Source organism: Aeromonas sp. HMWF016 (assembly GCF_963878195.1).
Lineage (GTDB): Bacteria > Pseudomonadota > Gammaproteobacteria > Enterobacterales > Aeromonadaceae > Aeromonas > Aeromonas lacus.
Map to the genome: position 1 here is coordinate 27,025 of NZ_CAWNWX010000006.1, position 12,156 is coordinate 39,180.

At 62.1% G+C, this 12,156-nt stretch carries 11 protein-coding genes; 5 read left to right on the top strand and 6 right to left on the bottom strand.

Annotated elements, in window-relative coordinates:
- Positions 1-80 precede the first annotated feature (80 nt).
- From glpB to AACS24_RS00535, 4 genes are all read right to left on the bottom strand, one after another.
- The gene (gene glpB, locus AACS24_RS00520; RefSeq protein ID WP_108572060.1) at positions 81-1,346 is read right to left on the bottom strand and encodes a glycerol-3-phosphate dehydrogenase subunit GlpB; all 1,266 of its coding nucleotides are present in this window, start codon (positions 1,344-1,346) and stop codon (positions 81-83) included.
- On the bottom strand, positions 1,336-3,021 hold the full coding sequence (gene glpA / locus AACS24_RS00525; RefSeq protein ID WP_108572061.1) for an anaerobic glycerol-3-phosphate dehydrogenase subunit A: 1,686 nt from the start codon (positions 3,019-3,021) through the stop codon (positions 1,336-1,338). The genes glpB and glpA overlap by 11 nt, the downstream gene beginning before the upstream one ends.
- 151 nt (positions 3,022-3,172) lie before the next feature.
- Positions 3,173-3,958, bottom strand: coding sequence for a PilZ domain-containing protein (locus AACS24_RS00530; protein ID WP_108572062.1), 786 nt, complete (start codon positions 3,956-3,958; stop codon positions 3,173-3,175).
- A 51-nt stretch (positions 3,959-4,009) separates the two neighbouring features.
- The gene (locus AACS24_RS00535; protein ID WP_108572063.1) at positions 4,010-4,468 is read right to left on the bottom strand and encodes a YchJ family protein; all 459 of its coding nucleotides are present in this window, start codon (positions 4,466-4,468) and stop codon (positions 4,010-4,012) included.
- Between the two features lie 124 nt (positions 4,469-4,592).
- On the opposite strand from AACS24_RS00535, the gene AACS24_RS00540 reads away from it, so the two are divergent.
- From AACS24_RS00540 to AACS24_RS00555, 4 genes are all read left to right on the top strand, one after another.
- Entirely contained in the window at positions 4,593-6,260 is a 1,668-nt protein-coding gene (locus AACS24_RS00540; protein ID WP_108572064.1) for a methyl-accepting chemotaxis protein, read from the top strand.
- A 391-nt stretch (positions 6,261-6,651) separates the two neighbouring features.
- A complete protein-coding gene (locus AACS24_RS00545) occupies positions 6,652-7,602 on the top strand; it encodes an ROK family protein (RefSeq protein ID WP_441296539.1) in 951 nt (316 codons plus the stop codon).
- A 141-nt stretch (positions 7,603-7,743) separates the two neighbouring features.
- Complete coding sequence (locus tag AACS24_RS00550) at positions 7,744-8,511, top strand: tRNA-uridine aminocarboxypropyltransferase (RefSeq protein WP_108572066.1); 768 nt, start codon at positions 7,744-7,746, stop codon at positions 8,509-8,511.
- 190 nt (positions 8,512-8,701) lie between these two features.
- Positions 8,702-9,478: a TSUP family transporter gene (locus AACS24_RS00555; RefSeq protein WP_043851743.1), complete on the top strand. Its 777-nt coding sequence runs from the start codon at positions 8,702-8,704 to the stop codon at positions 9,476-9,478.
- Between the two features lie 76 nt (positions 9,479-9,554).
- Here the strand turns inward: AACS24_RS00555 and AACS24_RS00560 are convergent, their stop codons facing one another.
- Positions 9,555-10,421, bottom strand: coding sequence for a LysR family transcriptional regulator (locus tag AACS24_RS00560; protein ID WP_108572067.1), 867 nt, complete (start codon positions 10,419-10,421; stop codon positions 9,555-9,557).
- A 55-nt stretch (positions 10,422-10,476) separates the two neighbouring features.
- Complete coding sequence (locus AACS24_RS00565) at positions 10,477-11,394, bottom strand: DMT family transporter (RefSeq protein WP_108572068.1); 918 nt, start codon at positions 11,392-11,394, stop codon at positions 10,477-10,479.
- A gap of 175 nt (positions 11,395-11,569) precedes the next feature.
- Here AACS24_RS00565 and AACS24_RS00570 point away from each other — a divergent pair.
- Positions 11,570-12,156, top strand: a 587-nt coding sequence (locus AACS24_RS00570) for an AraC family transcriptional regulator (protein WP_258223041.1), incomplete at its 3' end; no start/stop codon positions are given.

Below are 12,156 nucleotides of genomic sequence, written 5' to 3' on the forward strand. Positions count from 1 at the left end.
AAAGTTTGATTGGCATGATCCAGTAGCATGTCAGTTCTCCTCCCGTAGGGTGTGAAGGCACGGGATATGGGACGAAGTAATCATTGGGCGGCGCCCAGAATATGGCCGGCGGCCTGCCAGCCGGTGGCAACCGCGACACCTGACCCTGACCCCTCCTTGATGGGGTCATAGTTAGCCAGCACGCTGCCGGCGCCATAGAGGTTGGCGAGCGGCTTGCCATCGCGCAGCACTCTGAGCTGGTCGTCGGTCTTGACCCCGAAACCCATGAAAGGGTGGTGATCGAACAGGCGGCGACCGGCCCAGGCGTCGCGCTCCTCAAGACTCAGCACATCGGCATCGAAGATGGGTTCGCGAATGCCGCGCAGACGGGACTCCAGCCCGCGGCTAAAGAAGCTGCCGGAGGCGAGTACAAAGTTGTCCGCTTCAAACAGCTGATCATCGCCATTCTGGGTATGTACGCCGACCACCCGATCACCCTCGTAACGGGCGCCCAGCACCCGCTCGCTGGTGAGGAAGGTGCCGCCAAGGGCCATGAAGCGGCGCTTGAGCGCCTCCTGCATCCGCATCCCGATCAGTGATGGCGGCATGGTCGCCACCTCCTTGATGGTGCAGCCGGTACGCTGCTCCAGCTCCGCCAGACGCGGGCCAACCAGCCCCAGCGACAGGCAGGCGGGTAGCACGATATTGCGGCAGTCGGGCACGCCGCTCTCCTGCACCATTCGACTGATCTCGTTGGCCAGATCGGCCACCAGATGGTGCTTGTCACACAGGCGCGCGATGTCGGCAGAGCGAAACTCATGGGGATTGCGGCTGAACTCTGCCAGCTGGGGCAGGCGGATTTCGCCGGTCAGAATGCGGCAGTGGGCGAAGCGCGGATGAGTCGCCAGATTGGCCGCCGCCAGTGCCGGATGAAAGTCGCGAAAGCCTTCCAGTGTCGCCAGCAGCAGGCTCTGTGGAATGGGGGCGTCGGTCACGCAGGCGCAGGTATCGGGGGAGAGCCAGGTACGCTTGAGAGTGCCGATGGGGGTCAGGCGCTCATGGTTGGTCTCGTGGCGCACCAGCGGCAGCCCCTGCTCGGCGCAGTGACGCTGCAGATCGGCCAGACTCGCCTCGATATTTTGCATTCCGACCTTGCTATAGGGGTGATCCGGATGGGCCGCCATAAAGGCGGGCAGGGCGGCGCGGGGATCCCCCTCGCTCTCCAGCAGGTCGACCGAGCCGGAGGAGAAGTGCAGGGCACTCTGGCCTGAGGCCATCAGCAGGGTCTTCTGGCCCGCTTCCACCAGACGCAGGGCAGCCGAGAGGCCCGCCATGCCGCCGCCGATAACGATATTGTCAAACTTCATGACGGCTCTCCTTCTCAGTGGCCTGAGTGGCATTGTGCTGCCCGGGGGCGCGTGGCGCATCGGTGACCAGCTGCGGTGTGGTCCACTCGCCAAGGCCAAACAGCCCCTCGTAGATCCAGTAGGTGAACTCGGCCTCGCGCAGGGCATCGCCCCACAGTACCGGGCGGGTGCCCTTGTAGCGCTCCTCTAGGAACTGGCGCAGCATGACGCAGGCCTGACGGCCGTCGGCCTTGCCGTACTCCTGCATCAGGCCGGCTGCGCGGTAGGCACAGAGCTCGCCCTGGCAGGGGCCCATGCCAAGACGGGTGCGGCGGCGCAGATCGATGAGGTTGTCCACATCGAGCTCGCGCAGGGCATATTCGATTTCGCCCGCAGTGACCATCTCGCACTCGCAGATGAGGGCGTTGGCCTTGGGATTGTCGCGGAAAAAGGCGATGACCCGCTCACCGTGGCGGTACTGGGCCGACCCTTCGGCAGGTACCGAGAGCCCCGGGGCGGAGACTTTCTCCGGATCCCGCGAGCCGGGCAGATTGAGCTCGGCAGTGCGGCAGGGCTTGCTGTTGCCGAGCTTTTTGGCCAGCAGATCGGTGGCCCATTCAGCCATCAGGCGGTAGGTCATCAGCTTGCCGCCGGTGATGGTGTTGAAGCCCTTGAGACCGTCACGTTCGGCGTGATCGAGCAGCACAATGCCGCGGCTGATGTTGCGACCGCTCTCGTCGCCATCCACCGCCACCAGCGGGCGAACGCCTGCGTAGGCGCGCAGCAGACGGGTACGCGCCATGATGGGGGCAAGCTTGATCCCCTCGCGCAGCAGCACTTCGACCTCTTCGGGTTCGACGGTGAGCTGGTCAATCTTGTTGTAATCGATGCGACTCGACGTGGTGCCGATAAGGGAGATGGTATCGCCGGGTACCAGAATGTCCGCATCCGCCGGTTTGCGGGCGCGGTTGAGTACCAGCTGGTTGATGCGGTAATCCATGATGAGCAGGGAGCCCTTGGCCGGAAACATGCGGATGCCGAGATCGGCATATTCGCAAATTTGCTGGCCCCAGATGCCGGCGGCGTTGATCACCTCCTGACACTCCACCTCGAACGCTTCGCCGGTGCGGGTGTTGATGGCCTTGACCCCGTGCACCCGATCTTGCGTGCGCAAGAGCCCCAGCACCTTGCTGTGGGTGAAGATGCGGGCGCCATGCTCTTTCGCGTCCAGCACGTTGGCGGCGGCGAGGCGGAAGGGATCGACCGTGCCGTCCGGCACATGGATGGCGCCGATCATCGCCGGGTTGGCGTTGGGTTCGAGCAGCAGCGCTTCGCGGGGATCGAGCTGGCGGGTTTCGATCCCGGCCAGGGCGCAGTCATCCATAAAGGTGGTTTGGAAATTGATGTCATCTTCCGGCAGGGTGAGGAAGAGGCCGCCGGTGTCCTCGACACAGTGGCTGGCAATCCGCTTGAGGATGCGGTTTTCCTGAATGCACTCGCGGGCGGATTCCTGATCCGTCACCGCGTAGCGTGCTCCCGAGTGGAGCAGGCCGTGGTTGCGCCCCGTGGTGCCAGCGGCGATATCGTCCCGCTCGAGCAGAATGCAGTCAATGCCGCGCAGTGCGCAATCGCGCATGATGCCTGCCCCGGTGGCCCCGCCGCCTATGATGACGACTTGTGTAGTTATTCTTTGCATTGGTGCCGGTCTCGCTACTCACATTGATGAGAAGTTTGACGTTAACCGTGAGTAAAATGTTTGATTCAGACCAAATAAATGAGCGTGATCGAACATTTTCGACCGTTAATGCTCAGAAGTGTGATCGGGATCGGCCTGACAATAGCCCCTTTCAGGGGGCTGAGTGGCCCATGGCGATGTTTGCAACGGCGCCAGTTTGAGTGCGAACGACCATCTGGTGGCCATTGAATTCGAGGTGCTTCAAAAAGGTTTCGCTTTGTTGCAAGCCGGCTGCGTCGAACTGCATGCCGTAGACGGGGTAGTTGTTGATTTGGCGCTGGTTGCGCACTGTGCCGGTCAGCTGGTAGGACATCCCGCTGTTGGTGGCGGCATCAAGACGCAGCTCAAGCGAGTGGTTGAGGGGGATGGTCGGCGCCTGATGGTGGGTGCTGAAGGCGCAACCTGCCAGCGAAAAATCGACCAGATGAATGTTGAGCGGATGCTGGGCAAAGAGCGCGATCCCCTCACAGCTGATGGGGTAGCGGATCTCCTTGCGGATCTTGAACAGGGTCATGCTCTCTGGTTGACGCATGGTGAAGAGCTGGGGTTGCTTGTTGAACTGCTCGATAAAACCCTCGAAGCAGAGCATGGCTCCGACGCCCCGCTCGCAGATGATGGCCGCTGTGAGCCGGTAACCCGGCTGACAGTAGAGTGCGGCATCCGCCGGGGTGGTGGCGGGCAGGCTGAAATAGATGATGCGCGCCTTGTCAGCGCCGATCAGCACGGCAGGCAGGGAGCGCAGCTGACCGGTCGGAGTGATCACCTCGATCCCCACCTTGCTGGCGGGATAGAGATAATCCATGACATCGGGTCCCTGGATGGAGATGCCCTTCTCCTTATTGGCCTTGATGCGATCCTTGATCGATTTGAAGGGTGACTGCTGAGTCTGTTGTGTCATGGATCATGATCCCGATGCTCCCGCGTTACAGATTCATTTAAGTAGTCAGCCTCAATTGCCGCAACACTTCTTGAACTTCTTGCCGCTGCCACAGGAACAGGGATCATTGCGCCCGATTCGGCGCGTGACGGGATCTATCTCCCCGTCGGTATAGACCCAGCGGCCCTCATAACGCACGAAGCGGGAACGTTCATGCAGGCAGTGACGGGTCTCGCCTTCCACGAACCAGGCTTTGAACTCCACCATGCCGAGTGTGTCGTCGGGGCCGCCCTGGCTGGCGATGATCTCGAGGCCATCCCATTGGGTATCGGTTTGGGAGAGCTGCTCTGCGGTCAGATCACCCAGATAGTCGGGGTGCCAGCTATGCACCAGATAATCCCCCAGACCCAGCACGAAGGCGCTATAGCGCGAGCGCATCAGCTGTTCGGGGGTGAGGGCGGGAGCGCCGCCGTGGAGTGAACCGCAGCACAGATCGAGAGAAAGGTTGGAACCGCAAGTGCAAAGAGTCATGTTTTTCACGGATTAGCCGATTTATTTGAAGGGAATTGTAACGAAAGCGAGCCGTGAACTGCCAGCACCTATACTGATGATTGGGCAAGGAATTCCAATAAAAACAGCTGCAAGGATGTGAAAAATGACGTTAAAGCAGAAAATTCTGTTACTCGGAGCGCTCCCCGTGCTGCTGATGGCTCTGGCGGTCAACCTTAGTAACTATATGGTTTCCAGGAGTGATCTGGAGTCTGATCTGGTGGTGGCGCGGGAGAAGGCGATCAAGGATCGCAAGGCGCTGCTCAGCAGTTACATCATGATGGCCCAGACTGCCATCAACGCTGTCTACTCCCTGCCTGATTCGCCGGAGAATCGGCAAAAGGTCAAAGAGTTGCTCAGACCGCTGCGCTACAGCAGCGACGGTTACTTCTTTGTCTATGACTTTGAGGGCAACACAATATTGCTGCCGGTTCGCACCGAACTGGAGGGCAAAAATCGCTGGAATGACAAGGATGCCAAGGGCAAGTTCCTGATCCAGGAGATCCTCAAGTCGGCCCGTCAGGGGGATGGCTTTACCGAATACTGGACCGCCAAGCCCTCCATCGGTCGTGATGCGCCCAAACTGGCCTTTACCCTGGTGCTGGACAAATACCAGTGGATCATAGGGACCGGTTTTTATATCGACGATATCGACAACGAACTGGCCACCTTGCGTTCCGAGCGGGAGAGCAAGATGAACAGCTCGCTGCAGGTCGGGGTGCTGGTGATCCTGGTGATTTTGGGTGTCACTCTGGTGGCAACCGTGATCGTTGGCAACCGGGTCAGCAAACCGCTGGCAGATGCGGTGCTGGCATTGAACGATATCGCCAACGGCGAGGGGGATCTGACCCAGCGCCTCAAGGTGCAGAGCAAGGATGAGATTGGTCAGCTGGCCAGCGCCTTCAACCGCTTCGTCGAGCGGATCCAGTCGGTGGTGAGTCAGGTCGGGGAGACCAGCAACCACCTCTTCAGCGCCGTCGACAAGCTGCATCACCTGAGCGAGCACTACGACCAGCAGATGCACGGCCATAGCCGGGAGACCGATCAGGTGGTCACCGCGGTGACCGAGATGAGCTCGACCGCACAGGAAGTGGCGGCCAGCGCCTCCAATGCGGCCAGTGCTACCAGCGATGCGGCCCGCGAATCCGACGCGGCGCGCGGCGTGGTGAGCACCGCCATCAACAGCATCAACCGGCTGGTGGGCGAGGTACATACCGCCTCCGGCGTTATCGAGCAGCTGGCGCAGGAGACCGGCAAAATCGGCTCTGTGGTGGAGGTCATTCGCGGCATTGCCGAGCAGACCAACCTGCTGGCGCTGAACGCCGCCATCGAAGCGGCCCGTGCCGGCGAGCAGGGCCGCGGTTTTGCGGTGGTGGCAGACGAAGTGCGCTCCCTTGCCGGCCGTACCCAGCAGAGCACCAAGGAGATCAACGAGATGCTCCAGCGTCTGCAGAGCGGGGTGAAGCAGGCGGTAGATGTGATGCAGGCGAGCGAGGAGCGCAGTCAGGAGACGGTTCAGGAGGCGAGCCACATCGCCAGTTCCCTCGACAGCATGGTGATGGCGGTCAGCACCATCAACGACATGAACATCCAGATCGCCACGGCCGCCGAGGAGCAGCACGCGGTCTCCGAGGAGATCAACAAGAATCTGGTGGCCATCCAGCAGATTGTCAGCGAGCTGACCAGCGCGGCGGTCGAGTCCAACAGCACCACCCGCGATCTGGCCAATACCGGCGACAAATTGCGCAAACTGGTCTCCCAGTTCCGCTATTGATCCTGCCTTGTCAGGTGACGAGTGCCACAAGATGCGGTCTGAACCCCGGTTCAGGCCGCACTTTATTTGGGGATTGACCAATAATGTGTGAAAATTGCCGCCCTCTGTGTCTGCGTTTGCCCCATAGCCTATGAATGAGATCGTGAAAGGTAGTATCGACTTGATCCGCCAGCTCAACTACGGCCTGGTTTATGCCAGCCTGGAAGAGCACAAGGAGTTGTCGCGCACCGATCTCTCCCGCTTGACTGGTCTCTCTCCCGCCAGCATTACCAAGATCACCCGCGAGCTGCTCGACAGCGGGCTGGTGGTCACCTGTGGCGAAAGCTCGGTGGGGCGTGGCCGTCGCCAGACCTTGCTGCGCATCAACGAGCGCCGCTTCCAGTTTCTCTCCATGCGGTTGGGGCGTGGCTATGTGGACATGGCGCTGTTCGACTTCACCGGTCGTTCACTGGCGCGCCATCGCCACATTTTTACCGAGGCCGAGCGCGGCGAACTGCTGGATAGCCTGGTTCACGCCATTCGCAGCTTCCTGCCAAAAAAGGCCCTCAACCTTGCCTGCATCGCCCTTTGTCTGCCGGGACAAGTAGAGCGCCACTCCGGCATGGTCAAGCACTTCCCCTTCTACGACCTGCGCAACTGGCCGCTGGGGCCGACCCTGCAGGAGGCCTTCGCGGTGCCGGTGCTGGTGAGCGGCGACGTGCGCACCTGGATCCAGGCCGAGCGCGAGTGGGGGGCCGCCAAGAATTGCGCCGATGCGGTGCTGGTGTTCGTTCACAACGACATCGGGGTCGGCATGGTGGTCAATGGCCAGCTCATAGAGAGCGAAAACGCGCTGCTTGGCGATCTCAGCCATTTGCAGCTCGAACCCTATGGCCAGCGCTGCTACTGCGGTGGCTTTGGCTGCGCCTGCACTCTGGTGACCAATCAGGCGCTGGAGGCGCAATACCGGGATCTGCGTGAGCGAATGCAGGAGCACGACCTGCCGGAGTGCGTCACCATTCGCGAGCTGTGCGAGCTGGCGTTGGCGGGCAATAGCCTCTGTCAGGACATTCTCCATCAGGCGGCGGGGCGCCTGTCGCGGGTGCTCTCCAACCTCATCTGTCTGCTCAATCCGGGCAAGCTGCTGCTGGGAGGCGAGATCACCCGTGCCGATCGGCTACTGTTCCCCATGTTGCATCAGTCTCTGGCGAGTCAATTGCCGGCCGAATATCTGGTGCGGCTGCAGATCGAATCCACCCACTTCTACGAAGATCCTACCAAGCCCACTTCGGTGCAGGTGCACAAGGCACTGCGTGACGGTAGCCTGTTGCTGGAGCTGCTGCGCACCTGTCAGGAGTCCTGAGCCTTTTTGCGGGACGTGGGAATTGGCGAAAGGAACAGTGAATGCTGTTCCATCGCCGTGCAACTGGGTACAATCCAGCCCCTTTGTGGCGGGCCGCTGGCGCCGCCGTTGACGATATCCCTCTGTTTGTGACGCAACAAGATGAAGCCTGTTCCTGATCACGCCGTCAACCGCCTGCGGGCCTGGCGTAAGAGTATCTCTACCCGACCGTTTCTCGCCCGTGGCGGCACCTTGGCCCGTTGCCCCGCCTGTCAGCTGCGCGAGGACTGGTGTGCCTGCGAGTGGCGCCCCGAGCTCAAAGCGGAGGCGGGCTTTTGCCTGCTGATGTACGACAGCGAGCCGATGAAGCCCTCCAACACCGGCCGCTTGATCGCTGATGTATTGCCGGATAGCACCTGGGCCTTTCTCTGGTCGCGCACTGAACCCCATCCCGAGCTGCTGGCTTTGCTGGCCGATCCCGCCTGGCAGCCCTATGTGGTCTTTCCCGCCTGTGAAAAGGAGCCGGCCCGTTTGACCGGCGAGGTGACGCTGGCGCCCGGCAAGAAGCCGCTCTTTATCCTGCTCGACGGCACCTGGCCCGAGGCGCGCAAGATGTTCAACAAGAGCCCCTATCTCGACGGTTTTCCGGTGCTGGCCATCAAGCCCGATGCGCTCTCCACCTACGGCATGCGGGTCGCCAACAGCGAGGAGCACCTCTGCACCGCCGAGGTGGCGGCCTGTGTGCTGGAAGTGGCGGGGGAGCTCAAGGCGGGGCAGGCGCTGCAGCACTGGTTCAATCTCTTCAGCCGCCGCTACATGGCCGGTCGGGTCAGCCGTTTCCCCGGCGATGACGAGGCGCCGCTGCTGGCGGCTCTGACCGCCATCAAGGGATCGGAAGCGGAGTCTCCGGTACCACAAAGCGCCGCCTGAGCCGAGGGGCAGGGGAGTGAGAGCTCAAATTAGTGAAAATCAGGAATCAATTGGCTGCCACTGTTTCGTTAGATTCATGGACTTTGGCCCGTTAGGATAAGCGGCAGTCAGTGCAGCCCCTCTGCCCGGCATGTTTATTCTCCCCCCGGTTGCCCTTGTGTCGGGCAACCCAATCCCGTGAGGTCTATGGATGGAATTGGAACTGGTTACCCTGTTTGCCCTGTTTGGCGTGGCGCTCATCGCCGGCTTTATCGATGCCATCGCCGGTGGCGGCGGCCTGTTGACGGTACCGGCCCTGCTCGCCACCGGCATGCCCCCCGCGCTGGTGCTCGGCACCAACAAGCTGCAGAGCAGTTTCGGCTCCTTCTCCGCCACCTGGTTCTACGCCCGCAGAGGATTGCTGGAGTGGGCCATGATCTGGCCTGCGGTGATCTGCACCTTTATCGGCGCCGCCGTGGGCACGCTGGCGGTACAGACCATCGACGCCGCCGTGCTGGAGCGCTTGCTCCCCTTCCTGCTGATGGCCTTTGCCTGCTACTTCTTCTTCTCGCCGCGGGTGAGCGATGCCGAGAGCTCCCGCCGCCTGACCCCCATGCTGTTTGCGCTGTTGGTGGGGGGCGGGGTCGGCTTCTATGACGGCTTCTTCGGCCCGGGTACCGGTTCGTTTTTCGCCATCGGTTTCGTGGCGCTGGCAGGCTTTGGCATGGCGCGTGCCACCGCCCACACCAAGCTGCTCAACTTCACCTCCAACATCGCCTCCCTGCTGTTTTTCGCCCTCGGCGGCAAGGTGGTGTGGAGCGTCGGTTTCTGCATGGCGCTGGGACAATTCGTGGGTGCCCGTTTTGGTTCCAAAATGGTGCTGAAAAAAGGGGTGAAGCTGATCAAGCCGCTGCTGGTGACCGTCTCTCTGCTGATGTCCGCCAAGCTGGTGTGGAGCCAGTATCCCGAGCTGTTTGCCTGGATCTGATGTACACCTTGCTTGCTACATCAGCATTGTTAACGGGGCCCTCGGGCCCCGTTGTCATATCTGGTGTTTTACAGCGCTAGCGCGGTGTGTCGCTGTAATGGCTGAAGTGTTTGCGCAGGGCGTTGACCAGTTTGGCAATGCGCTCGCGTTTGAGGCTGTTTGGCCGGTAGACCAGATGCAGCGGGCGGGCGAGTGCCGGCAGCAGGCGGGCTGTTTCTCCCTGCTCCCCCACCAGCGCCAGCAGACCGGCGGGCAGCAGCACGGGGCCGATACCGGCCTTTGCCAGCTCGATCAGTGCCAGATAGGAGTCGAGCTCCATGGCGGGCTCCAGCCCGAGGGCGGCGAGGGGCTCGCGCAGATAGCGGTTGGCAGGGTTCTCCAGATCCATGGTGAGGATCTTGCGCCCGCTACCCTGAGCGGCAGGGGGCAGGCTCTGCTGTGCTTCCCCAACCAGATAGAAGGGCTCCTCCAACAGCTGCTCGGCGCCAAGGCCATGGCCGGGCGGGAGGCGACCGGCGCAGATGCCGAGCAGGGCATCGCCGCTGCGCACCCGCGCCAGAATGACCGGGGTGTGGTGGGTGGAGAGGGCGAGATGCGGGTCGCGGCCAAGGTAGCCGCGCATGAAGTGGGCGAGATAACCGGCCAGCAGGGTCTCGGAGCAGGCGATGGGGAGGGGACTGTGATCAGCCAGATCCTGGCTGTCGGCCAGCACTCCCTTCATCTCGGCCAGGCTCGGCGCTACCCGCTCCAGCAGCTCCAGCGCCTGCGGGGTGAGGCGGATCTGGCGCCCCTCCGGCTCGATCAGCTTCTTGCCAAGGCGCTGCTCCAGCTGGGCAATGCGCTTGCTCACCGCCGACTGGCTGATATAGAGGCGGCTGGCCACCTTGGCCATGGTTCCTTCACTTGCCAGCAGGCTCAGCGTCTCCAGCCCTTCCAGTAACATCTCGCCCCCTTGCCATCTGCAGATTGGATCTGCGTTACCTTAGGGGCTGGCTCGCTCAGGAGCAAGTGTCGTTTGCCGCCTTGAACGGGCCAATGCGCCAGCTCTTCAAGGGCGGTGCGAAGATCACCAGATTGCCGATGAGGCTCACCACCACCCCGACCACCGACACCGGCTGCCAGACAAATCCCTCATAGAAGGTCGAAAGAGTGAGTGCCACCAGCGGAAAGAGCACGGTCGCATAGGAGGCCTTGCTGGCCCCGATGCGCCCCACCAGGGTCAGGTAGGCGGTAAAGGCGATGACCGAGCCAAACAGGGCGAGGTAGACCATGGCCGCCAGATAGTGGCTGTCGGTGGGCACCACCAGCTGCTGCCCGAGCAATGTGACCCAGCCCAGCAACAGCACAACGCCGTAAACCATGCCCCAGGGCACCATCTGCAGCACGTGGTAGCCGTGGCGTTGGCCACGGGCCGAGACCAGATTGCCCAGCGAAAAGCAGAGGGTGCCACCACAGGCGAACAGCAATCCCTTCCAGCCGTTTGCACCCAGTTGCGCATCCGCCAGCACCGGCCAGAACAGCAGCAGGGTGCCAAAGAGCCCCAGTAGCGACCCTTGCAGCCAGCGCAGGCTCGGTCGTTTGCCCTCGAACAGCCAGAGGTTGAGGCCGTTGAAGATACTGGCGCTGGCGAAGATCACCGCTGACATGCCGCTCGGGATATAGCGGGTCGCGTGGTAGAAACAGAGAAAGTTGGTGGAAAAGAGCAGGGCGCCGAGCAGCGCCGCGTAACGCTGGCCATGCCAGGGAAGGCGTGGAAAGCGGCCGCTGGCGGTGAGCAGGGCAAACAGCGCTACCGCCGCCAGCAGGAAGCGGTAGAGCACCGATACCTCGATGGGAATGGGGCCAAGCTGCCAGGCGATGGCAATCCAGGTGCTGCCCCAGATAAGTACGGTGGCGAGATAGAGCAGAAGGTTCATCGGTTGTTCCACAAGTAGGTAGGTTTGTATTCCAGCATGGGGTGGGCAGGGGCTTGCTGGCTTGCACCATCTTGCGGTTTTTGTTTGTGCGCCGCTGTCATCCCGGGCGTCAGCCGGTAAGATGAGCGGACGGCAGGATGGGCTTGCCGGGAGCGTCAGGGAGAGTCAGCGTCAGATGAAAACGGCAGGGGTATTCGACGCACTGGTCAGCACCGGCGCCCGGCTGGAGGACTCCTGCTGGCTGGAGCCTGGGTTGGGCGTCGCCAGTTGGCGCAACTGCTACGATCAGACCCGCTACCACAAGCCGGGCCACCACACCCTGAGCGTCTATCTGCAGGGGGGCGAGCAGACCGAGCGGCTCGACGGGCCGGGCGGTTGTGGCGGCACCGGCAAGGTGTGCATCATGCCGGATCACCACAGATCCGAATGGCTGGTGCGCGAGGAGTTTCGCTTCTTCCACCTCTACTTTACCCCGGCCCACCTGACCCGCATCGCCGAGGAGGTGTGCGACCGCGAGGGGCGTCACCTGCAACTGCTGGACAAGACCTTTATCGACGATCCGAAGGCGGCATTGCTGGTGCAGAGTCAGCTGATGCAGCTTGAGTGGCAGCACGGCATCGACCGCTTGGCGCTCTCTCACGGTGCCTGGATGCTGATCCTCCACGCTTATCGCCACCATACCGAGGCGGCGCCTGCGTTGCCGACGGTTCGTGGCGGGCTGGCTCCGGTAGCGATCCGGCGGGTGCAGGAGTACCTCCATGC

Bases quoted from the DNA above. Each gene is read 5' to 3' on its own strand.
- glpA (WP_108572061.1), bottom strand. From the start codon at position 3,021: ATGCAAAGAATAACTACACAAGTCGTCATCATAGGCGGCGGGGCCACC.
- AACS24_RS00535 (WP_108572063.1), bottom strand. From the start codon at position 4,468: ATGACTCTTTGCACTTGCGGTTCCAACCTTTCTCTCGATCTGTGCTGC.
- AACS24_RS00550 (WP_108572066.1), top strand. From the start codon at position 7,744: ATGAAGCCTGTTCCTGATCACGCCGTCAACCGCCTGCGGGCCTGGCGT.
- AACS24_RS00555 (WP_043851743.1), top strand. From the start codon at position 8,702: ATGGAATTGGAACTGGTTACCCTGTTTGCCCTGTTTGGCGTGGCGCTC.
- AACS24_RS00545 (WP_441296539.1), top strand. From the start codon at position 6,652: ATGCGGTTGGGGCGTGGCTATGTGGACATGGCGCTGTTCGACTTCACC.
- AACS24_RS00530 (WP_108572062.1), bottom strand. From the start codon at position 3,958: ATGACACAACAGACTCAGCAGTCACCCTTCAAATCGATCAAGGATCGC.
- AACS24_RS00540 (WP_108572064.1), top strand. From the start codon at position 4,593: ATGACGTTAAAGCAGAAAATTCTGTTACTCGGAGCGCTCCCCGTGCTG.
- AACS24_RS00560 (WP_108572067.1), bottom strand. From the start codon at position 10,421: ATGTTACTGGAAGGGCTGGAGACGCTGAGCCTGCTGGCAAGTGAAGGA.
- glpB (WP_108572060.1), bottom strand. From the start codon at position 1,346: ATGAAGTTTGACAATATCGTTATCGGCGGCGGCATGGCGGGCCTCTCG.
- AACS24_RS00565 (WP_108572068.1), bottom strand. From the start codon at position 11,394: ATGAACCTTCTGCTCTATCTCGCCACCGTACTTATCTGGGGCAGCACC.